This is a genomic window from Streptomyces sp. NPDC053755 (assembly GCF_040677675.1).
GTDB lineage: Bacteria > Actinomycetota > Actinomycetes > Streptomycetales > Streptomycetaceae > Streptomyces.
In genome coordinates, this window is sequence record NZ_JBFASK010000006.1 from 94,449 (window position 1) to 115,848 (window position 21,400).

At 70.0% G+C, this 21,400-nt stretch carries 15 protein-coding genes, 1 tRNA gene and 1 pseudogene; 5 read left to right on the forward strand and 12 right to left on the reverse strand.

Annotated features, from left to right (window positions below; all coding sequences use genetic code 11):
* Window positions 1-20: 20 nt before the first annotated feature.
* Both AB0K65_RS09255 and AB0K65_RS09260 read left to right on the forward strand, forming a co-directional pair.
* Window positions 21-1,418 carry an aminotransferase class V-fold PLP-dependent enzyme gene (locus AB0K65_RS09255; RefSeq protein WP_365715150.1) on the forward strand — a complete coding sequence of 466 codons (1,398 nt, stop codon included), beginning with the start codon at window positions 21-23 and terminating at the stop codon, window positions 1,416-1,418.
* Window positions 1,415-2,830 carry a SidA/IucD/PvdA family monooxygenase gene (locus tag AB0K65_RS09260; protein ID WP_365715151.1) on the forward strand — a complete coding sequence of 472 codons (1,416 nt, stop codon included), beginning with the start codon at window positions 1,415-1,417 and terminating at the stop codon, window positions 2,828-2,830. The genes AB0K65_RS09255 and AB0K65_RS09260 overlap by 4 nt, the downstream gene beginning before the upstream one ends.
* Here AB0K65_RS09260 and AB0K65_RS09265 read toward each other — a convergent pair.
* Entirely contained in the window at window positions 2,827-4,623 is a 1,797-nt protein-coding gene (locus AB0K65_RS09265; RefSeq protein ID WP_365715152.1) for a 5'-nucleotidase C-terminal domain-containing protein, read from the reverse strand. The genes AB0K65_RS09260 and AB0K65_RS09265 overlap by 4 nt on opposite strands.
* Before the next feature lie 304 nt (window positions 4,624-4,927).
* Here AB0K65_RS09265 and pyk point away from each other — a divergent pair, with 304 nt between their 5' ends.
* Complete coding sequence (gene pyk / locus AB0K65_RS09270; protein WP_365715153.1) at window positions 4,928-6,358, forward strand: pyruvate kinase; 1,431 nt, start codon at window positions 4,928-4,930, stop codon at window positions 6,356-6,358.
* 3 nt (window positions 6,359-6,361) lie between these two features.
* Here pyk and AB0K65_RS09275 read toward each other — a convergent pair.
* Window positions 6,362-6,559, reverse strand: a pseudogene (locus AB0K65_RS09275) (transcriptional regulator); the annotation flags it as partial.
* 97 nt (window positions 6,560-6,656) lie between these two features.
* Window positions 6,657-6,740: transfer RNA gene (locus AB0K65_RS09280), tRNA-Leu, on the reverse strand.
* A 105-nt stretch (window positions 6,741-6,845) separates the two neighbouring features.
* Here AB0K65_RS09280 and AB0K65_RS09285 point away from each other — a divergent pair.
* Window positions 6,846-7,511 (forward strand): response regulator, encoded by a 666-nt coding sequence (locus AB0K65_RS09285; protein ID WP_365715154.1) that lies wholly within the window; start codon window positions 6,846-6,848, stop codon window positions 7,509-7,511.
* Window positions 7,512-7,578: 67 nt separating this feature from the next.
* Here the strand turns inward: AB0K65_RS09285 and AB0K65_RS09290 are convergent, their stop codons facing one another.
* From AB0K65_RS09290 to AB0K65_RS09330, 9 genes are all read right to left on the reverse strand, one after another.
* A complete protein-coding gene (locus tag AB0K65_RS09290) occupies window positions 7,579-8,295 on the reverse strand; it encodes an ABC transporter ATP-binding protein (protein ID WP_365715155.1) in 717 nt (238 codons plus the stop codon).
* On the reverse strand, window positions 8,292-9,359 hold the full coding sequence (locus AB0K65_RS09295) for an ABC transporter ATP-binding protein (protein ID WP_365715247.1): 1,068 nt from the start codon (window positions 9,357-9,359) through the stop codon (window positions 8,292-8,294). The genes AB0K65_RS09290 and AB0K65_RS09295 overlap by 4 nt, the downstream gene beginning before the upstream one ends.
* Window positions 9,360-9,364: 5 nt before the next feature.
* Entirely contained in the window at window positions 9,365-11,125 is a 1,761-nt protein-coding gene (locus AB0K65_RS09300; protein ID WP_365715156.1) for a branched-chain amino acid ABC transporter permease, read from the reverse strand.
* A 5-nt stretch (window positions 11,126-11,130) separates the two neighbouring features.
* The gene (locus tag AB0K65_RS09305) at window positions 11,131-12,063 is read right to left on the reverse strand and encodes a branched-chain amino acid ABC transporter permease (RefSeq protein ID WP_365715157.1); all 933 of its coding nucleotides are present in this window, start codon (window positions 12,061-12,063) and stop codon (window positions 11,131-11,133) included.
* Between the two features lie 106 nt (window positions 12,064-12,169).
* Window positions 12,170-13,405 carry a branched-chain amino acid ABC transporter substrate-binding protein gene (locus AB0K65_RS09310; protein ID WP_365715158.1) on the reverse strand — a complete coding sequence of 412 codons (1,236 nt, stop codon included), beginning with the start codon at window positions 13,403-13,405 and terminating at the stop codon, window positions 12,170-12,172.
* Between the two features lie 445 nt (window positions 13,406-13,850).
* The gene (locus AB0K65_RS09315; protein WP_365715159.1) at window positions 13,851-14,279 is read right to left on the reverse strand and encodes a hypothetical protein; all 429 of its coding nucleotides are present in this window, start codon (window positions 14,277-14,279) and stop codon (window positions 13,851-13,853) included.
* 48 nt (window positions 14,280-14,327) lie between these two features.
* Window positions 14,328-15,242: a trypsin-like serine protease gene (locus AB0K65_RS09320; RefSeq protein ID WP_365715160.1), complete on the reverse strand. Its 915-nt coding sequence runs from the start codon at window positions 15,240-15,242 to the stop codon at window positions 14,328-14,330.
* A gap of 377 nt (window positions 15,243-15,619) precedes the next feature.
* A complete protein-coding gene (locus tag AB0K65_RS09325) occupies window positions 15,620-16,123 on the reverse strand; it encodes a hotdog fold thioesterase (protein ID WP_365715161.1) in 504 nt (167 codons plus the stop codon).
* A 95-nt stretch (window positions 16,124-16,218) separates the two neighbouring features.
* Window positions 16,219-18,501, reverse strand: coding sequence for an FdhF/YdeP family oxidoreductase (locus AB0K65_RS09330; protein WP_365715162.1), 2,283 nt, complete (start codon window positions 18,499-18,501; stop codon window positions 16,219-16,221).
* A 176-nt stretch (window positions 18,502-18,677) separates the two neighbouring features.
* On the opposite strand from AB0K65_RS09330, the gene polA reads away from it, so the two are divergent.
* On the forward strand, window positions 18,678-21,362 hold the full coding sequence (gene polA, locus AB0K65_RS09335) for a DNA polymerase I (protein WP_365715248.1): 2,685 nt from the start codon (window positions 18,678-18,680) through the stop codon (window positions 21,360-21,362).
* The last annotated feature ends 38 nt before the right edge of the window (window positions 21,363-21,400 follow it).

Sequence of the window (21,400 nt, forward strand, 5' to 3'; positions counted from 1 at the left end):
ACCCCCGGCAAGCTCGTGCCATGCGTGCCGCGCCCTCCCCGACGATCCCGCCCCTGGCCGGAGGCGAGACCGGCCCCGACGCCCTGCGCCCGCTCCTCGACACCGTCCTCGACGCCCTGCGCGAGGGAGCCACCCACCGCGGCGGCCCCCTACCCGCCGGCGGACCCGACGCAGTCACCCGCCGCCTCCGGCACGCACTCGGCGACGCCCTCCCCGACACCGGCACCGACCCCCGCCACGCCCTCCACACCCTCACCCGCGCCCTCACCGAAGGCGCCGCCGACCCCGCCCACCCCCACTGCGCCGCCCACCTCCACACCCCGCCCCTCGCGCTCGCCGCCGCCGCCGACCTCGCCGCCTCCGCGCTCAACCCCTCCATGGACTCCTGGGACCAGGCCCCCGCCGCCTCCGCCCTGGAAGACCTGGTCACCCACGCCCTCGCCACCGAGGTGTACCCGCGAGCCCCCCGCCCCGACGCCCTCGTCACCACCGGCGGCACCGAATCCAACCAACTCGCCCTGCTCCTCGCCCGCGAACGCCACCGCCACCACCCCGTCCGGACCGTCGTCGGCGCCGCCGCCCACCACTCCTTCCGCCGCGCCGCCTGGCTCCTCGGCCTCCCCGAACCCCTCACCGTCCCCACCCCCCGCGGCACCCTCGACCCCGCCGCCCTGGACACGACACTGACCGGCCTCCACGGCCCCCTCCTCGTCGCCGCCACCGCCGGCACCACCGACACCGGCCGCATCGACCCCCTCCCCGAGATCGCCGACCTCTGCCAGACCCACGGCGCCGACCTCCACATCGACGCCGCCTACGGAGGCCCCGCCCTCTTCAGCCCCACCCACCGCCCCCTCCTCGCCGGCCTCGACCGCGCCCACTCCGTCACCCTCGACCTGCACAAACTGGGCTGGCTCCCCGCCGCCGCCGGAATCCTCGCCGTACGCGACACCGCCGACCTCACCCCCCTCACCCACACCGCCGACTACCTCAACGCCGACGACGACACCGAAGCCGGCCTCCCCGACCTCCTCGGACGCTCCCCCCGCACCACCCGCCGCCCCGACGTCCTGAAGATCGCCGTCGTCCTCCGCGCCCTCGGCCGCACCGGCCTCGGCACCCTCGTCGACCAGTGCTGCACCCTCGCCCACCACCTCGCCGACCTCATCGAGAAGAACCCCGACCTCGAACTCCACGAACGCCCCACCCTCACCACCGTCCTCTTCCGCCCCCGGCACGCCCCCGACACCACCGTCGCCACCATCCGCCGAACCCTGCTCACCCAAGGCCGCGCCGTCCTCGGCCGCGCCCGCGCCGACGGCCGGCTCTGGCTCAAGGCCACCCTCCTCAACCCCCACGCCACCCCCCGCGACCTCGAAGCACTCCTCACCCTCGTGGAAGGCAGCACCGACCGATGACCGGCACCACCCCACACCACGACCTCGACCACCCCCACGACCTGGTGGGCATCGGCATCGGCCCCTTCAACCTCTCCCTCGCCGCCCTCGCCCACGGCATCCCCAGCCGGCTCTCCACCGCCTTCTACGACCAGAACCCCGCCTTCCACTGGCACCCCGGCCTCCTCCTCGAAGGCGCCACCCTCCAAGTCCCCTTCCTCGCCGACCTCGTCACCCTCGCCGACCCCGCCAGCCCCTGGACCTTCCTCAACTACCTCCGCACCAGGGAGCGGCTCTTCCCCTTCTACTTCGCCGAGAGATTCCACATCCAGCGCGCCGAATACGACGCCTACTGCCGCTGGGTCTCCACCCAACTCCCCGGACTCCACTTCGGCCACCACGTCGACGCCGTCCGCTGGAACCCCGAACGCGCCCTCTTCGAAATCGACTACACCCAGCTCGACACCGACGGCGAAGCCGAAGCCCTGGGCCGCGCCTACGCCCGCCACATCGCCCTCGGCGTCGGCACCGAGCCCTACGTCCCCGAACCCCTCAGACCCCTCGCCGACGCCCCCGGCGTCCCCGTCATCCACTCCGCCGACTACCTCCACCACCGTGAACGGCTCCTCACCGCCGAACACGTCACCGTCATCGGCTCCGGCCAGTCCGGCGCCGAGATCTTCCTCGACCTCCTCCGCGCCCGCCCCACCGGGGCCGAGAAGATCCACTGGCTGTCACGTACCGAGGCCTTCGCGCCCATGGAATACAGCAAACTCGGCCTCGAACACTTCACCCCCGACTACACCCGCTACTTCCACAGCCTCCCCGAACCCGTCCGCAACGACCTCGTCCCCCGGCAGTGGCAACTCCACAAAGGCATCGACGCCGACACCATCGCCGCCATCCACGACGAGCTCTACCGCCGCACCCTCCACGGCGGCTGGCCGGACGCCGTCCTCACCCCCGGCGTCCGCGTCCGCACCGCCGGCCGGGTCGCCACCACCAAGGTCGAACTCCACCTCGAACACACCCAGCAAGCCACCCGCTCCCGCCTCACCACCGACGCCGTCGTCCTCGCCACCGGTTACCGCGAACGCCCTCTCGACCGCATGCTCGCCGGACTCGACCCCTACCTCCGCCACGACTCGGCCGGCCGCGCCCACATCGACCACGCCTTCCGGCTCGTCCTGGACAAGTCCGTCACCGGCTCCGTCTACGTACAGAACGCCGAAAAGCACACCCACGGCGTCGGCGCCCCCGACCTCGGACTCGCCGCCTGGCGCAGCGCCACCATCCTCAACACCCTCACCGGCGACGAGCCCTATCCCCTCCCACGCCGCACCGCGTTCACCAGCTTCGGCCTGGAACGGCAAGAGGCGCCACGCATCCCGGCCCAAGGCCAGAAGCTGACGCCCCTCACACCACTGCGCTAGAAGACCGGCACACCGTCCCGGGTCAGCTTCCAGCCCACCGAGGCGAACTGCCCCGGGTCGATCGTCCCCTTCGCCGTCACCCACTGAATGATCGTGTTACGGATCTCATCCGAGTTCGCCCACACCTGCTCCGCCCCCGCGACATGCGGAAACGCGCCACCACCACTCGCCCGGTAGTTGTTCACGGCCAACACGAAACGCGCCGCCGGATCGACCGGCCGACCCTCGAACGACAGACCCACGATCCGCGAACCGGCCGGCTTCGCGATGTCGATCTCGTACGTCAGCCCGTACACCGCGTCGTAGTTGTAATCCGGTATCCCGCCCGCGTTCGTCAGCTTCGCCGTGTCGACCGGCACCCCCGCCGCGGTCTGGACGTAATACCGCGCCGAGAACTCCAGATAGTCCTTCAGCTGCGCGCCCGTCAGAACCCGCGCCTCCAACGTGTTCTCGAACGGGTACAACCCGGCCGCGTCCCTGATCGTGACCTGACCCGCCGGAATGGCCGCCGTACGCGAGAAGCACGACGCCTGCGACAGCACCGGCAGCGCCGCGTACGCCCCACCAGCCAGCGCCCCCCTCACCGTCTCCGCCTGCACGTGATTGATCAGATCGATGATCGGCTCGTCCTTCCACGGCGCGTCCGCCGTCGCCATCGCGGCCGTCGACGTACCGATCACCTGATTGACGTACGCCACGACCTTCTCGTGCTCGTCGACGAGCAACCCGGTGATCTTCGGGTCCTCCGCCACCGTGTTCGAGTTCAGAACCCGCGCCGCCACCTTCTCCACCGTCCAGCGACCCCGGCTCCACACCAGGTCGAAGTCGAACAGCGTCAGCCGCTGACCCCACTTGAGCGGCTCCGACAGGACCACGTCCCGCCCCGTCTCCTTGTTCCTCACCCGGTACTCCGGGATCTCGGTGTGCGCGTGCCCGACCAGGATCGCGTCGATCCCCGGCACCTGCTCGGCGACCAGTCCCGCCGCGTTCTCGATGTGCGGCAGCTGATCACCGTACGACGACGTGCCACTCGACCCACTGTGCGCCGACACCACCACCACATCCGCACCCATCGAACGCAGCCGCGGCACCCACTTCGCCGCCTGCTCCTCGAGACCCGGGAACACCATCTTCCCGGTCACGTTCGCCTTGTCCCAGATCGCGATCCCGGGATTGGTCAGACCCAGCACCGCCACCCGCACGTCCCGGCCGTGCGGCGTACGCAGCCGGTGCATGCTGTACGGCGGAAACGCCGGGCGCAGCGTCTTGGCGTCCAGCGCGTTCGCACCCAGCAGCGGGAAGTCGCACTGCTCCTCGAACTTCCGCAGCACCGGAATGCCGTAGTTGAACTCGTGGTTGCCCAGCGCCGCGGCGTCGTAGCCGATCGCGTTCATCGCCTGCGCCATCGGGTGCACCGGACCACGCCGAGCGGTGATCGGATCGACCTTGGCGTAGTAGTACGAGAGCTGCGTGCCCTGAATCGTGTCGCCGGCGTCGATCAGCAGCGTGTTGTGCCGCCCCTTCGCCTCCCGTACCTGGTCGACCAGGGTCGAGATCTTCGCCAGACCCACATCGTTGTGCGCCTTGTCGTCGAACTCCTTGTCCGTGAAGTAGTCCCAGTTGAAGACGTTCCCATGCAGGTCCGTCGTACCCATCACGGTGAACGAGTACCGCTTCGCCGGCGTGGGCGGACGCCCATGGGCCTGCGCGGGCGCGACGGCTCCCGCGGTGACGGCGGCTCCCGCCCCGACGGCGACGGAGCCCTCCAGGAACGTCCGGCGGTTCAGCGGCATGTGTTCTCCTTGGTCCAGTGGCGCACAACGCGCGTAGATTCTGGCTCAGACGCCACTCAGGCAACAGACCTTTCCGGTTACGGAGTGGGAAAGTATCCGGGACCGCACCCCGCGTCCGTCCGGCGAGGAATCCCGCGCGACGAGCGAACCCCAGCCCCCGGCACACCCCGCCGGCCTCTGGACATGCTCATCGGAGCACCACCCCGCACAGATTCAAGTCTTGTCAATAACCTTTCACGCAAAGGTTGTTGAACAGTCATGCCGGGCCCCTGCCCTACCCATCGGTAAGCCCTAGGCTCAACCCATGCGCCGAGCGAAAATCGTCTGCACCCTGGGTCCCGCCACCGACACATACGACCAGATCAAGGCACTGGTCGAAGCCGGAATGGACGTGGCCCGCCTCAACCTCAGCCACGGCACCTACGCCGAGCACGAGGAGCGATACCACCGCGTACGCAAAGCCTCCGACGAAACCGGCCGCAGCATCGGAGTCCTCGCCGACCTTCAAGGCCCGAAGATCCGCCTCGGCCGCTTCCGTGAAGGCCCCGTACTCCTTGAACGCGGCGACGACTTCACCATCACCGTCGAACCCGTCGAAGGCGACCGCCACACCTGCGGCACCACCTACGACGGCCTTGCCACCGACGTCACCACCGGCGAACGCATCCTCGTCGACGACGGTCGCGTCACCCTCGAAGTCACTTCCGTCGAGGGCCCCCGCGTCCACACCCGCGTCATCGAAGGCGGCATGGTCTCCGATCACAAAGGACTGAACCTCCCCGGAGTAGCCGTCTCCGTACCCGCCCTCTCCGAGAAGGACATCGACGACCTCCGCTGGGCCCTGCGCACCGGCGCCGACGTCATCGCCCTCTCCTTCGTCCGCAGCGGACGCGACATCGAGGACGTCCACCGCATCATGGACGAGGAAGGCCGTCGCCTTCCCGTCATCGCCAAGATCGAAAAGCCCCAGGCCGTCGACAACATCGACGACATCGTCGCCGCCTTCGACGGCATCATGGTGGCCCGCGGCGACCTCGGCGTCGAAATGCCCCTCGAACAAGTCCCCATCGTCCAGAAGCGCGCCGTCAAACTCGCCAAGCGCAACGCCAAACCGGTCATCGTCGCCACCCAGATGCTCGACTCGATGATCGACAACTCCCGGCCCACCCGAGCCGAGGCCAGCGACGTCGCCAACGCCGTCATCGACGGCACCGACGCCGTCATGCTCTCCGGCGAGACCAGCGTCGGCACGTACCCCATCGAGACGGTCAAGACGATGAGCCGCATCATCGAAGCCGCCGAGGAGGACGTCCTCGCCAAGGGCCTGCCCCCGCTGACCGAACGCAACAAGCCCCGCACCCAGGCCGGTGCCGTCGCCCGTGCCGCCGCCGAGATGGGCGACTTCCTCGGCGCCAAACTCCTCGTCGCCTTCACCCAGTCCGGCGACACCGTCAAACGCCTCTCGCGCTACCGCTCACCCATCCCGCTCCTGGCTTTCACCCCGGACCCGGCCACCCGCTCCCAGCTCAACCTCACCTGGGGCGTCGAGACCTTCCTCGGCCCGCACGTCGACTCCACCGACGCGATGGTGGCCCAGGTCGACGAGGAACTTCTGCGCATCGGCCGCTGCCGGAAGGGCGACATCGTGGTCATCACGGCCGGATCCCCGCCCGGAGTGGCCGGCTCCACCAACCTGGTCCGCGTCCACCACATCGGCGACCCGCTGACCAACTGAGACTCAGGACGTGGGCCCGGCGTGCAGGTCCATGAGCGCGACGGCGGCTTGGCGGGCGACGGGGATGTCGTACGGCTTCCCGTACCGGGTGCAAGGCGTCCACTCGATGCCGAGCCGGTCGAGTGTGTCGGTGGGGAGCCGCCGGATGTCGTCCGAGCCGTCGGTGAAGAAGCGGCGGGGGTACTCGTACCGCTTGCGCTCTTCTCTCCGATGCCTACGCACAACTACTCTGCGTGCATTCTCGAGCCTGCGGGAACGAAAAACGGATGTTCACCAGAGGGTGAACATCCGCTTACGGTACCGGGTATGGGATTCGAACCCACATGTCCTCGCGGACAGAGGCTTTTGAGGCCTCCGCGTCAACCAGTTGCGCCAACCCGGCAGGGTGACCGCGTGCAGCATACCGTGTGCGCGCCGCCCCAGCCCACTAGGTAGGCTCTGAGGCAGCTGTATCCGCCTTGGAAGAGGCCTTGAACGAGGAGCCCCCGTGACCGCCCCCGAGTCGCCCCAGCCCGCCGCCGACGATGACGACGCGTCGCACGTCCCGCCGCTGACGACCCGCGTCGTCATCGCCGAGGACGAGGCCCTCATCCGCCTCGACCTCAAAGAGATGCTCGAAGAAGAGGGCTACACGGTCGTCGGCGAGGCCGGCGACGGTGCCCGGGCCGTCGAGCTGGCCCGGGAGCACCGGCCCGACCTGGTGATCCTGGACGTGAAGATGCCGGTGCTCGACGGGATCTCGGCCGCCGAGAAGATCGCCGGCGAGTCGATCGCGCCCGTCCTCATGCTGACCGCGTTCTCGCAGCGGGACCTGGTGGAGCGGGCGAGGGACGCCGGGGCGATGGCGTATCTCGTGAAGCCGTTCAGCAAGAGTGATGTGGTGCCGGCCATCGAGATGGCCGTGTCCCGTTTCGCGGAGCTGCGGGCCCTGGAGAAGGAGGTCGCGGACCTCTCCCAGCGTCTGGAGACGCGGAAGCTGGTGGACCGGGCGAAGAGCGTGCTCCAGACGCAGTACGGGCTGTCGGAGCCGGCGGCGTTCCGGTGGATCCAGAAGACCTCGATGGACCGCCGTATGTCGATGCAGCAGGTGGCCGAGGCGGTCATCGAGGATGCCGAGGAGAAGAAGGCGGCGAAGGGCCAGCAGGGCCAGTAGGAGCGCCGTCCGTACGTGAGAAGGCCCGCCCCACAACGCTGTGGAGCGGGCCTTCCGTTCGTGTGGACTAGTCCTCGCCGAGGTAGGTCTTGCGGACCTCGTCGTCGTGGAGGAGGTCCTGGCCGGTGCCGGACAGCTTGATCGTGCCGACTTCGAGGACGTAGCCGTAGTCCGCCAGGGAGAGGGCGGCCTGGGCGTTCTGCTCGATGAGCAGGATCGTCATGCCCTCGGCCTTGAGGGTGGCGATGGTTTCCATGATCTTCTGCATCATGATCGGGGAGAGGCCCATGGAGGGCTCGTCGAGCATGAGCAGCTTGGGCTGGGACATGAGCGCCCTGCCCATGGCGAGCATCTGCTGTTCGCCGCCGGAGAGGGTGCCCGCGGCCTGCTTGCGACGTTCGCCCAGGATGGGGAAGAGGTCGTAGGCGCGCTGGACGTCCCGCTCGATGCCGTCCTTGTCCTTGCGGAGGAAGGCGCCGAGCTGGAGGTTTTCGGCGATGGTGAGCTTGGGGAAGATGTGCCGGCCCTCGGGGGAGTGGGCCATGCCGAGGGAGACGACCTTGTGGGCGGGGATGCCGTTGAGCACCTGGCCGTCGAAGGTGATCTTCCCGCCGGCGGGCTTGATCAGTCCGGAGAGGGTCCGCAGGGTGGTGGTCTTGCCCGCGCCGTTGGTGCCGATGAGGGAGACGACCTGGCCGGCTTCGACGGAGAAGGAGATGCCCTTGACGGCCTCGATCTTGCCGTAGGCGACCCTGAGGTCCTCGACCTCGAGGAGTGCGGTCACTTGGTGTCTCCTTCGGTGGTGCTGTCCGCGTCCTTGGTCGCGGGTGCCTCGGGGGCGGCCTCGTCGGCCGGTGTGCCGGCCTTCGGGGTCTCCTCGGCCTGGGGGGCTTCGGGTGCCTCGGGGCTTTCGGGGGCGTCGGCCGCCGGGGCGTCGTCGGCGTCGGCCGGCTCCGCCGTCTCGGTGGTGTCGGACGTGTCGGCCTCGGCGTGGGCTTCGGCCGCCTCGACCTCGGCGACCTCGTCCGCGCCCGGTGCGCCTTCGTACGGCGTTCCGAGGTAGGCGGCCACGACGCGCTCGTCGCCCTGGACGACGTCGGAGGTGCCTTCGACGAGCTTCTCGCCCTGGACGAGGACGGCGACCCGGTCGCACAGGTTGAAGATGAACTTCATGTCGTGCTCGATGACGAGGACGGCGATGCCCTTGTCGCGGATCGCGAAGACGAGTTCCTCGGTGGCCCGGGTCTCGTTCTGGTTCATGCCCGCGGTGGGCTCGTCGAGGAGGAGCAGGCCGGGGTCGCTGGCGAGCGCGCGGGCGATCTCCAGCTTGCGCTGCTCGCCGTAGGGGAGGTTGCGGGCGAGGTGGTCCGCCTTGTGCTGGAGGCCGATGAACTCAAGGAGTTCCATGGCCCGTTCGCGGGAGGCGGTCTCGGCCTTCTTGAAGCCGGGTCCGCGCAGGAGGGCGGACCAGAGGCCCTCCTTGGTGCGGGTGTGGCGGCCGACGAGGACGTTTTCCAGGACCGTCATGTTGGAGAAGAGACGGATGTTCTGGAAGGTGCGGGCGATGCCGGCTTTGGTGACCAGGTGCGGCTTGGGCGGCAGCACGGTCCCCTTGTAGCTGACCGTTCCCTCGGTCGGGATGTACAGGCCGGTCAGGCAGTTGAAGAAGGTCGTCTTGCCGGCGCCGTTGGGGCCGATGAGGCCGACGATCTCGCCTTCGCGGACGGTGAGGTCCACTCCGCGCACGGCGGTGAGTCCGCCGAAGCGCATGGTGACGCCGCTGGCGTCGAGGACGGTGGCACCGGTGGGCGTCGCTGCCGTGGTCTCCGTGGTGGTGGTCGTCGTCATGGCGTTCACGCACCCGCCTTCGAGGTTCCGACGATCGGGTCGGCGGGGGGCCGCTGTTCCGGTACGTCGAGCTTGTCGGCGCTCTCGTCGTGCTCGTGGTATTCGAGCTGCGCGCGCCGGTTGGGGATGAGGCCCTCCGGACGGAAACGCATCAGCAGGATGAGCGCGAGGCCGAAGGCGAGGAGCTGGTAGTCCTTGAGGAAGGCCAGCTTCTCGGGGATGAGGAAGAGCAGCGCCGCGCCGAGGAGCGGGCCGCGGATGGTGCCCATGCCGCCGAGGATGACGGCCGCGAGGAGGAACGCGGAGTTCGGGGCGACGGGGCCGGCGAACACGTACATCTCGGGGAGGACGGTGCCCTGGAAGTGGGCCTGGACGGTGCCGGCGACGCCGGCGAGGGTGGCGCCGAGGGCGAAGGCGATGAGCTTGACGCGGAAGCCGTTGATGCCCATGGCGGTGGCGGCGGTCTCGTCCTCGCGGATGGCGACCCAGGCGCGGCCGATGCGGGAGTCCTGGGCGCGGCTGAAGACCAGCACGACGAACACCATGACGAGGAGCATCAGCAGGTAGTAGTTGGCGTACGAGCCGAGTTCCACGCCGAGGATGGTGTGGGTCTCGCCGAAGTCGTAGCCGAAGATGTTCAGCGCCGGGATGTTCGGGATGCCGTTGGGGCCGTTGGTGATCTGGGGTCCGTTGTCGCCGTCCATGTTGTTGACGGTGATGCGGAAGATCTCTCCGAAGCCCAGGGTGACGATGGCGAGGTAGTCGCCGTGCAGCCGCAGGGTGGGTGCGCCGATGATCACGCCGAAGATCAGCGAGGCGATGGCGCCGATGATCATGGCGACCCAGAAGGGGAGCTGGATGTCGAACGCGGAGGCCGTGGATCCGGAGACGAGGGCGGCCGTGTAGGCGCCGACGCCGAGGAAGGCGACGTATCCGAGGTCGAGCAGGCCCGCCAGGCCCACGACGACGTTCAGGCCGAGGGCGACCGTCGCGAAGATCAGGATCTGCACGGCGATCACGGTGAACGTGTCGGTGGTCTGGGTGAAGGGGAAGACGGCGGCCGCTGCGAAGGCGGCGACGGCGGCGACCTGCTTGTTCTTGGAGGCGATGGCGGAGATCCGGCCCATGAGGCCGGACTTGTTGAGTGCGCCGGCGCCGAGGCCCGCGAGAAGCAGGTAGCCGAGGAACAGCTCGGGGTATTCGGTGGAGATGCCGTACGTGACGGCGTACATGCCGATCGCGAACGCGGCGACGATGATCAGGATCTCCGCCCAGGAGGGGATCTCCTTGGGCTTGGACGGCTTGCGGGAGTCGTCCTTGAGGGAGAACGCCGCCAGGGGGATCAGGACGGCGACGAAGGCGACGTAGGCGCCGGGCTCCCAGTGGGCGAGGCCGCCGAGCTGGGCGGCGATCGCGATCACGGTGTACCAGGTGGTGCCGAGTGCGCCGAGGGCGAGGAACTGCAGCGCCTTGGTGGAGCCGGCGGGGGTCAGCCAGCGGAGGCCCTTGATGCCGAGCCCGGAGAGGGCGAACAGCGTGACGAGGAGGCCGCCGACGAGGGTGAGGACCTGGAGGCCGCCGGGGTAGCCGGAGACCGTGAGGTTGCCGGGGAATTCGGTGGTGTAGGTCCAGGCGAGGAAGGTGCTCGCGACGGTGGCGAGGCCACCGGCGGCGATGACCCAGTGGAGGAGGCCGGGCTTCTGGGGGGCCGCGGTCTGCTCGGGGGTGCCGGTGGTCTCCGGCGTCTTGGTGAGGTCGGTCGTCATCGCGATCACGCCCTGTCCGCGGCGCGCTGTCCGAGCAGACCTTGTGGTCTGAACAGGAGCACGAGGATGAGGAGGGAGAAGACCCAGATGTCCTTCCAGGCACCGCCGCCGAACTGGGCCATCCCGGGGATGTGCTCGACGTAGGCGATGGAGAGGGTTTCGGCGACACCGAGGACGACGCCGCCGATCATGGCGCCGTAGATGTTGCCGATGCCTCCGAGGACGGCGGCCGTGAAGGCCTTGAGTCCGAGGAGGAAGCCCATCTCGAAGCGGATCTGGCCCTTGTCGAGGCCTTCGGCGACCGCGGCGACGGCGGCGAAGGCCGCGCCGATGGCGAAGGCCATCACGATGATGCGGTCGGTGTTGATGCCCATCAGCTTCGCGGTGTCGGGGTCCTGGGCCGTCGCCTGCATGGCGCGGCCGCTGCGGCTCTTCGAGACGAAGAGACCGAGCGCGAGCATGCAGGCGGGGGCGGCGACGAGGACGAACGCGTCGGCGCGGGAGATCGCGAGGTTCTCGAAGATCTCGAAGCTGCCTCCCTTGAATTCGGGGAAGCTGACCGGGCTCTTGGCGTCGGGGTAGAAGCCCCAGACGAGCTGCTGGAGCACGATCGACAGGCCGATCGCCGTGATGAGCGGGGCGAGGCGGGGGGCGCCGCGCAGGGGCCGGTAGGCGAAGCGCTCGGCGGCGGTGGCGACGGCCACGGAGACCACCGCGCCGCCTATGAGCATCACGGGGATCGCGATCACGAGGGCGGTGCCCTCGGGGAGGATCGTGTATGCCGTGAGGGCGCCGAAGCCCCCGATCATGAAGATCTCGCCATGGGCGAAGTTGATGAGCTGGACGATGCCGTAGACCATCGTGTAACCGATGGCGATGAGGCCGTAAAGGGCCCCCAGGGCAAGGCCGTCGGCCAGCTGTTGCGGCAGTTCGTTCACCGCAGGGCCTCCGATGAGCGTGTCGGATATGACACCGCGCGAGGGCGCTGTTTGCGCCCTCGCGCGGCTTGGTTCAGGTGGTGCGTGTGCGGGGCAGTGCGGTGGGTCAGTCCTTGAAGGTCTCGGACTTCACGTCGGCCCAGGCGCCGTTCTTGACCTGGTAGACGGTGAGCTGCTTGTTGGTGGTGTCGCCGTACTGGTCGAAGGAGACCTTGCCGGTCACGCCTTCGAAGGAGACCTTGGACATGGCCTCGGTGACCTTGGCGCGGGCGTCCTCGGGCAGCTTGCCGCCGTTGTCGGCGACGACGGCCTTGACGGCCTGGATGATGGACCAGGCGGCGTCGTAGGAGTAGCCGCCGTAGGCCGCGTAGGGGTCCTTGTAGCCGCCGGCGTTGTAGTCGGCGATGAACTTCTTGGCGGTCGGGAGCTTCTCGACGGGGAAGCCGACCGAGGTGGCGAGGTCACCGTCGTTGGCCTCGCCGGAGGCCTTGATGAACTGCGGGTCGTAGATGCCGTCGCCGCCCATGGTGGGGATCTTGGCGCCGGCCTTCTTGACCTGGTCGGAGAGCAGGCCGCCCTCGGGGTACTGGCCGCCGAAGTAGACGGAGTCGGCGCCGGAGGCCTTGATCTTGTTGGCGGTGGAGGAGAAGTCGGTCTCCTTCACGGTGACGGAGTCGGTGCCGACGACGGTGCCGCCGAGGCGCTTGAACTCGTCGGAGAAGATCGCGGCGAGGCCGGCGCCGTAGGTCTGCTTGTCGTTGACGACGAAGACCTTCTTCTTGCCGGCGTCCTTGAAGAGGTAGTTCGCGGCGAACTTGCCCTGGACGACGTCCGTGGTGGCGGTGCGGAAGTAGGTCTTGAAGGGGCGCTTGAACTCGCCCTTGCCCCAGTTGTCGCCCTGGGAGAGCGAGGGGTTGGTGTTGGCGGGCGAGACCTGGGTGAGGTTGGCCTTGTCGAAGTCCGCCTGCATGGACTGCGAGACGCCGGAGTTCAGCGGGCCGACGACGCCGAGGACGTCCTTGATGCCGACCAGCTTGGTGGCGTTGGCCTTGCCGGTGGCCGGGACGGCCTGGTCATCGAGGGCTTCGATCTTGAAGGTGACGCCCGGGACCTCTTTGTTCTTGTTGGCGGTCTGCACCGCCAGGTCCACGGAGTTCTTGATGCCCTGACCCAGCGCGGAGAGCGAGCCCGTGAGCGGGGCGTCGACGCCGATGACGACCGTCGTGCCGCCCTGGGAGTTGGCGTCGCTTCCGCCCTTGTCGTCGCGCGAACCACAGGCGGTGAGGGTGAGTGCTCCCGTGGTGATCACGGTGGTGAGGATGAGCAAGGAACGGTGTCGCACGATGAATCCTTTCCCTGGCGCGGCCCCCTCGAGCTGAGGCGGTGCCGTGAAGCCGTGGCAAGAGGTGCCGTTGGTGAGTGCCGGGCCGTACGGGGATGACTGGGTGATGCAGGGCCGTGCAGTGGACGCGCCCGGCGGCGCGGTGACTGGCGGTGACTCTAAGCGCAGGTGGGGGAGGTGGGGAGCGGCGAGGTCAGGATGTGACTGTCTTGTTATCGCGAGGGGGAGAGGAGGTGCGCAGGCAGGGGGCAAATGGGTACGTATCGGGCAGTCGGAGGGTGTTCACATAGTGAGAACGCGCAGTTCCGTTAAGGTGCTTGAGCGGATCTTGCTCCTGTCGGCCCGGCCTCGAAGGTGTCCGCATAGCGGACAAGCCCTCAAATCTGAGCGGACGAAGCGTCGAGCGCCGTACTCCGCGGCACCATTGCGGAAATGTTACGCAGTGTTACGAGGGAGAGGGTTCCGGTGTGCTCCGCGCCGGAGGCGGTCTCCAGTTCTCCGAGCTGCCGGTCGCGCCGTCCGCCGACGCGCACCGTCTTCGGGTCTCCCGGTCGGTCGCGGCGAGCGCGGCCTCGCGCCCCTCGATGCGGTCCCGGGCGCGGGCGAGCGCGAGCACGTCGTCGTGGATCACCAGCTGCTCGTTGGAGAGCCCTTTCTGCTCCCAGTCGAGGCCGGCCCACGTGCTGCCGCGCAGGGCTTCCCTCACCCAGTACGCGACAAGGTCGACGCAGACATCCACTGCCGTCCGGGGGCGGGGAGCCGGCGGCTCCCGCGGTGCGGGGGCCGGGGCGCAGGCCGGTGCGGCGCTCAGCACGCCGAAGGCCAGGACCGCGCGCAGTGCGGTCCTGGCCCGGGTGTGCGGCGGCGGCGCCATGGCCGTCACGCTAGGCGATCAGGCTCCGGCGCACAACGCCCGTGCCGGCTAAGGCAGTTGCGTGAAAGGCTTGAGGAAGTCCCGGGCGCCCGGAGCGTCGAGGCGGTAGACCACGTTGGTGGCGTAACAGGGCGTGTCGCCCGTGATCGTGGTGGCGACGAGCGTGCGCTTGCCGTCCAGCGTGGCGAAGTTCGGGCCGCCCGAATCGCCGTAACAGGCACCGCCGTTGCCCTGGGGGGCGGTCATCGCCAGCCGGATCCAGACCTCGTTGAGCGCGTTGAAGGCGACCGGCGCCTTCAGCCGGACGCCGCCGCCGGGGTGGGTGTGGCCGCCGGGGCCGCGCCGCGCCTCCTGGGTGCCGTATCCGGCGACGACGAACGGGGTGGCGTTCAGCCCCTGCGGGCCGAGCGCGGAGAGCGCGCCCGCTTTCGGGAGCGCGGCGGGCGTGAAGGACCAGCGGGCCTTCATCGCTGCGGCCGGGACCTCCACCACGGCGATGTCGTGGGTGTCGGAGGCCGGGCCGGGGTAGGCCGGGTGGTTGTGCGCCGTGCCCTCGACGGCCACGGCCTTCGCGACGGCGGCCGGGTCTCCCGGGTGCCGGGCGGCGGCCTCGTCGAGACCGGTCTGCACGTCCTGGTCGAGGGAGACGTGGAACCGCACGTTCTCCGGCCAGTCGGTGGTGCAGTGCGCGGCGGTCAGGAAGGTGTCTGCGTCGATCATCGTGCCGGAGCAGACCCAGTCGACCCGGTCGGGTGTGCCCGGGTCCGCGTCGTCGTCCCAGGTCGCGACGAGCGCTCCGACCTCGGTGCGCTCGGGCGCGGGGGTCGCGTGGTACGAGTTGATCGCTGAGGACGGGATCGCGGTGGCGAGTACGGCAGCGCAGGCCGCGGCGGCGACGGCGGTCGCCACGGTGGTGGTGCGTACGGCGGTGGTGCGTACGGCGGTGGTGCGTACGGCGGTCAAGAAGAGCCCCTCGGTGTGTGAGCGGATCGGGTCTTCTCCTGTGGGGGAAGGCCGCAAGTGAAACGCCTGACACCCTGCGAGGCAAGAGGGCCGCACGAGGCGGATGTTGAGCGGGTCCGCCGGGGCTGCGGGTAGGGCGAGCGGATGTACCACGGGGACAGCGGGCCGTGCGGGGCGGATGTACCACGGGGACAGCGGGCCGTGCGGGGCGGACGTACCACGGGGACAGCGGGCCGGGCCGGGCGGACGTGCCGCCGGGTGCGAGGCGGATGTTGAGCGGGTCCGCCGGGGCTGCGGGCGGGGCGGATGTGCCGCCGGGTGCGGGCCGGGCCGGGCGGGTGCCCGCCCCGCTCGGCCCGCTCGCCCCGCCCGTGCGGTCAGACGGCCGTCGTCGTCCCGGCGTCCGGGACGTTCGCCGCGTCCTTGGCGGTGACCTCGCGCAGCATGCAGGTCAGGCGCGCCGTGCACACCCGCTTGTCCTGTTCGTCCGTGATCACGATCTCGTAGGTGGCGGTGGAGCGCCCGCGGTGGACGGGGGTCGCGACGCCGGTGACCAGGCCGCTGCGGGCCCCGCGGTGGTGGGTGCAGTTCAGGTCCACGCCCACCGCGATCTTGGAGACTCCTCCGTGCAGCATGGAGCCGATCGAGCCGAGCGTCTCGGCCAGCACCGCCGAGGCGCCGCCGTGCAGCAGGCCGTAGGGCTGTGTGTTGCCCTCCACGGGCATCGTGCCGACGACCTTCTCCGCCGAGGCCTCGACGATCTGCACGCCCATCCGGTTGCCGAGGTGCCCGGCCGAGAAGAGGGCGGGCAGGTCGACGCCGAGCGAGGCGTACTCGTCGATGACCTCCTGCGGGAACTTCACGTGCTGCTGCTCGCCCATCGGCCCGGCTCCGTTCGTCTTCGTACGTCGTCGTACGTCGTCAGTGTGGTGCGACCGGCGCCGCCACGACGCGGCCCGGGTGCCTGAGCAAACGCTTAGGCGGTGGGTGATTGTTCCAGACGCACGACGACCGACTTGCTCGCGGGTGTGTTGCTGACGTCCGCGGTGGACTCCAGCGGCACCAGGACGTTCGTCTCGGGGTAGTACGCCGCCGCGCAGCCCCGGGCCGTCGGGTAGTGCACCACCCGGAAGCCGGGCGCCCGGCGCTCGCTGCCGTCCGTCCACTCGCTGACCAGGTCCGTGTACGCCCCGTCGGCGAGGCCCAGCTCCGCCGCGTCCTCGGGGTGCACCAGGACGACCCGGCGGCCGCCCTTGATCCCTCGGTAGCGGTCGTCGAGGCCGTAGATGGTGGTGTTGTACTGGTCGTGCGACCGGAGCGTCTGGAGCAGCAGACGGCCCTGCGGCACCCTCGGGTACTCGACGGGCGCGGCGGTGAAGTTCGCCTTGCCGGTGGCCGTGGGGAAGCGGCGCTCGTCGCGCGGGGCGTGCGGCAGGGCGAAGCCGCCGGGATGCGCGGCGAGGCGGGCGTTGAAGTCCTCGAAGCCGGGCACCACGCGCGCGATGCGGTCGCGGATGGTGGCGTAGTCCTTCTCGAACTCCTCCCAGGGCGTCGCGGAGGCGGCGCCGAGGACCGCCCGCGCCATCCTGGCCACGATCGCCGGCTCGGACAGGAGGTGCGGGCTCGCCGGGGGCAGGTTGCCGCGCGAGGCGTGCACCAGGCTCATCGAGTCCTCCACCGTCACGAACTGCTTGCCGCCGCGCTGCACGTCCTTGTCGGTGCGGCCGAGCGTCGGCAGGATGAGCGCCCGCCTGCCGGTGACCGCGTGGGAGCGGTTCAGCTTCGTCGAGACGTGCACCGTGAGTCTGGCCCGGCGCATCGCGGCCTCGGTGACCTCCGTGTCCGGCGTCGCCGCGACGAAGTTGCCGCCCATGGCGAAGAAGACCTTCGCCTCGCCGTCGCGCAGGGCCTGGATGGACCGGACCACGTCGAAGCCGTGGTGGCGCGGCGAGACGATCCCGAACTCCTTGTCGAGGGCGTCGAGGAAGGCGGGCGCCGGCCGCTCGAAGATGCCCATCGTGCGGTCGCCCTGGACGTTGGAGTGGCCCCGGACCGGGCAGACGCCGGCTCCCGGCCGGCCGATCGCGCCGCGCAGCAGGAGGAGGTTGACCACCTCGCGGATGGTCGGGACGGAGTGCTTGTGCTGGGTGAGGCCCATGGCCCAGCAGACGATGGTCCGCCGCGAGTCGAGGACCATCTCCAGGGCCCGCTCGATCTCGTCGCGGCCCAGTCCGGTCGCCGCGAGCGTCTCGTCCCAGTCGGCGGCGCGGGCGGCCGCGGCGAACTCCTCGAACCCGTGGGTGTGCTCGCGCACGAACCCTTCGTCGACCGCGCCCCGCGTCTCCAGGATCAGCTTGTTGAGGAGCCGGAAGAGGGCCTGGTCGCCTCCGATCCGGATCTGGAGGAAGAGGTCCGTGAGGGCGGCGCCCTTGAGCATGCCCTGCGGGGTCTGCGGGTTCCTGAACTTCTCCAGGCCGGCCTCGGGCAGCGGATTGACCGAGATGATCCGCGCGCCGGCCGCCTTGGCCTTCTCCAGGGCGGAGAGCATCCGCGGATGGTTCGTCCCGGGGTTCTGCCCGGCGACGATGATCAGGTCCGCCTGGTGCAGATCCTCGAGGGAGACGCTGCCCTTGCCGATCCCGATGGTCTCGTTGAGCGCCGAACCGGACGATTCGTGGCACATGTTGGAGCAGTCGGGCAGATTGTTCGTGCCGAACTCGCGGGCGAAGAGCTGCAGCAGGAACGCGGCCTCGTTGCTGGTGCGCCCCGAGGTGTAGAAGAGCGCCTCGTCGGGGGAGGAGAGCGCCCCCAGCTCCTCGGCGATGATCGCGAAGGCCCGCTCCCAGGTGACCGCCTCGTAGCGGTCCGCGCCCTCCGGCAGGTACATCGGCTGGGTGATGCGGCCCTGCTGGCCCAGCCAGTAGCCGCTGCGGGCCGCCAGGTCCGTCACCGGGTGGGCGGCGAAGAAGTCGGGCGTCACCCGGCGCAGCGTCGCCTCCTCGGCGACCGCCTTCGCGCCGTTCTCGCAGAACTCCGCCACGTGCCGCTTGTCGCCCTCGGGCCAGGCGCAGCCCGGGCAGTCGAACCCGTCCTTCTGGTTGACCTTGAGCAGGGTCCGGGCGGTGCGCCGCACCCCCATCTGCGCGTGGGCCGCCTTGAGCGTGTGGGCCACGGCGGGGAGTCCGGCGGCCGCGTGCTGGGGCGGCGCGACCTGCGGCGCGTCCTGGACCGGGTCGCCTGCCGGCGGCTTGCTGACCATCGCGCTCTCCCTTGAGCGGAAACCTGGGGTGTACGTCTCCGATCCTGTCACGGACCGCTGACAGAGCCCGCCCGGACCGGGCGTGGACGGGATTGTCAGCGGTCCGTGGCAGGATCGTGTACGTGGCCGAGACAGCATCGAAGAAGACCCAAGACAACCGTCCCCGCCTGCTCCTCATGGACGGGCACTCGCTGGCGTACCGGGCGTTCTTCGCACTGCCCGCGGAGAACTTCACGACCGCGAGCGGACAGACGACGAACGCGATCTACGGCTTCGCGTCGATGCTGGCGAACACGCTGCGCGACGAGGCGCCCACGCACTTCGCGGTGGCGTTCGACGTCTCCCGCAAGACCTGGCGGTCGGCCGACTTCCCGGAGTACAAGGCGAACCGCTCGTCGACGCCGGACGAGTTCAAGGGGCAGGTCGAGCTGATCGGCGAGCTGCTCGACACCATGAACGCCCAGCGCTTCGCGGTGGACGGCTTCGAGGCCGACGACGTCATCGCCACCCTGGCCACCCAGGCCGAGGCGGCCGGTTTCGACGTGCTGATCGTCACGGGCGACCGCGACTCCTTCCAGCTGGTCACCGACCACGTGACCGTGCTGTACCCCACCAAGGGCGTCTCCGAGCTGACCCGCTTCACCCCGGAGAAGGTCCAGGAGAAGTACGGCCTGACCCCCTCGCAGTATCCGGACTTCGCCGCCCTGCGCGGCGACCCGTCCGACAATCTGCCCGGCATCCCGGGCGTCGGGGAGAAGACCGCCACGAAGTGGATCAACCAGTTCGGTTCGTTCGCCGAGCTGGTGGAGCGCGCCGACGAGGTCAAGGGCAAGGTCGGCCAGGCCCTGCGCGACCACCTGGAGTCGGTGAAGCTCAACCGCCACCTGACCGAGCTGGTCCGGGACGTCGAGCTGCCCCGCACCGTCGCGGAGCTGGAGCGCGCCCCGTATGACCGGACCGCGCTCAAGGGCTTCCTGGAGGTCCTGGAGATCCGCAATCCCAGCCTGCGGGAGCGCCTCCTCGCGGTCGATCCCGGCGCGGCGGAGGAAGAGGCCCCCGTTCCGGACGCGGGCGTCGAGCTGGACGGCACGGTCCTGGGCACCGGCGAGCTGGCCGCGTGGCTGGAGGCGCACGGCGACCAGCCGCTCGGCGTGGCCACCGTGGCCACCTGGGCCCTGGGCGTCGGCAACGTCAGCGAGGTCGCGCTCGCGGCCGCCGGAGGCGCCTCCGGCACCGATGGCCACGGCGGAGGCAAGGCGGCCTGGTTCGACACCACCCGGCTCGACGAGGCCGACGAGCGGGCCTTCACGGCCTGGCTCGGCGACCCGGCCCGCCCCAAGGTGATGCACAACGCCAAGGACGCGCTGCGGGTCTTCCCCGAGCACGGCTGGCACATCGAGGGCATCACGATGGACACCGCGCTCGCCGCCTATCTCGTCAAGCCCGGCCGCCGCTCCTTCGCCCTGGACGCGCTCTCCGTCGAGTACCTCCACCGCGAGCTGGCCCCGGCAGCCCCCGACGGGCAGCTGGCCTTCGGTACCGACGAGCACGCCGAGGCCGACGCCCTGATGGCGCAGGCCCGGGCCGTCCTCGACCTCGGCGAGGCGTTCGCCGGCAAGCTCGGCGAGGTCGGCGCCACCGACCTGCTCCACGACGTCGAACTGCCCACGTCCCTGCTGCTGGCCCGGATGGAGCGGCACGGCATCGCCGCCGACCGTGCCCATCTGGAGGCGATGGAGCAGCAGTTCGCCGGTGCCGTGCAGCAGGCGGTGAAGGAGGCGCACGCCTCGGTGGGCCACGAGTTCAACCTCGGTTCGCCCAAGCAGCTGCAGGAGGTCTTCTTCGGCGAGCTGAACCTGCCGAAGACGAAGAAGACCAAGACCGGTTACACGACGGACGCCGACGCGCTCGCCTGGCTGGCCGGCCAGACGGAGCACGAACTTCCGGTGATCATGCTCCGCCACCGTGAGCAGGCCCGGCTTCGGTCCACGGTCGAGGGCCTGATCAAGACGATCGCCGCCGACGGCCGGATCCACACGACGTTCAGCCAGACGGTGGCCGCCACCGGACGCCTGTCCTCCACCGACCCGAACCTGCAGAACGTGCCGGTCCGGACCGACGAGGGCCGGGCCATCCGGCACGGCTTCGTCGTCGGCGAGGGCTTCGAGGCCCTGATGACCGCCGACTACAGCCAGATCGAGCTGCGGGTGATGGCCCACCTCTCCGAGGACGCCGGGCTCATCGAGGCGTTCACCTCGGGCGAGGACCTGCACACCACGGTCGCCTCGCAGGTCTTCGGCGTCGAGCGGTCGGCCGTGGACGCCGAGATGCGGCGCAAGATCAAGGCCATGTCCTACGGCCTGGCGTACGGCCTGTCGGCGTTCGGGCTCTCGCAGCAGCTGAACATCGAGGCGGGCGAGGCACGCGCGCTGATGGACACGTACTTCGAGCGTTTCGGCGGGGTGCGCGACTATCTGCGGCGGGTCGTCGACGAGGCCCGCGCGACGGGCTACACCGAGACGATGCTCGGCCGTCGGCGGTACCTCCCGGACCTGAACAGCGACAACCGGCAGCGCCGCGAGGCCGCCGAGCGGATGGCGCTGAACGCCCCGATCCAGGGCACCGCGGCGGACATCGTGAAGGTCGCCATGCTGAACGTCGACCGCGCCCTGCGGGAGGCCGGCCTGTCCTCCCGGATGCTCCTGCAGGTCCACGACGAAATCGTGGTGGAGCTGGCCCCCGGCGAGCGCGAGCGGGTGGAGACCCTGGTCCGCCGCGAGATGGCGGCGGCGGTCACGCTGCGTGCTCCGCTCGACGTCTCCGTGGGTGTCGGACCGGACTGGGAGTCGGCGGCGCACTGACCGTACGGCGGGAGCCGGCGCCCTCGCGGGTGCCGGCT

Bases quoted from the DNA above. Each gene is read 5' to 3' on its own strand.
- polA (WP_365715248.1), top strand. From the start codon at position 18,678: ATGGACGGGCACTCGCTGGCGTACCGGGCGTTCTTCGCACTGCCCGCG.
- AB0K65_RS09300 (WP_365715156.1), bottom strand. From the start codon at position 11,125: ATGACGACCGACCTCACCAAGACGCCGGAGACCACCGGCACCCCCGAG.
- AB0K65_RS09295 (WP_365715247.1), bottom strand. From the start codon at position 9,359: ATGACGACGACCACCACCACGGAGACCACGGCAGCGACGCCCACCGGT.
- AB0K65_RS09315 (WP_365715159.1), bottom strand. From the start codon at position 14,279: ATGGCGCCGCCGCCGCACACCCGGGCCAGGACCGCACTGCGCGCGGTC.
- pyk (WP_365715153.1), top strand. From the start codon at position 4,928: ATGCGCCGAGCGAAAATCGTCTGCACCCTGGGTCCCGCCACCGACACA.
- AB0K65_RS09325 (WP_365715161.1), bottom strand. From the start codon at position 16,123: ATGGGCGAGCAGCAGCACGTGAAGTTCCCGCAGGAGGTCATCGACGAG.
- AB0K65_RS09255 (WP_365715150.1), top strand. From the start codon at position 21: ATGCGTGCCGCGCCCTCCCCGACGATCCCGCCCCTGGCCGGAGGCGAG.
- AB0K65_RS09260 (WP_365715151.1), top strand. From the start codon at position 1,415: ATGACCGGCACCACCCCACACCACGACCTCGACCACCCCCACGACCTG.
- AB0K65_RS09330 (WP_365715162.1), bottom strand. From the start codon at position 18,501: ATGGTCAGCAAGCCGCCGGCAGGCGACCCGGTCCAGGACGCGCCGCAG.
- AB0K65_RS09265 (WP_365715152.1), bottom strand. From the start codon at position 4,623: ATGCCGCTGAACCGCCGGACGTTCCTGGAGGGCTCCGTCGCCGTCGGG.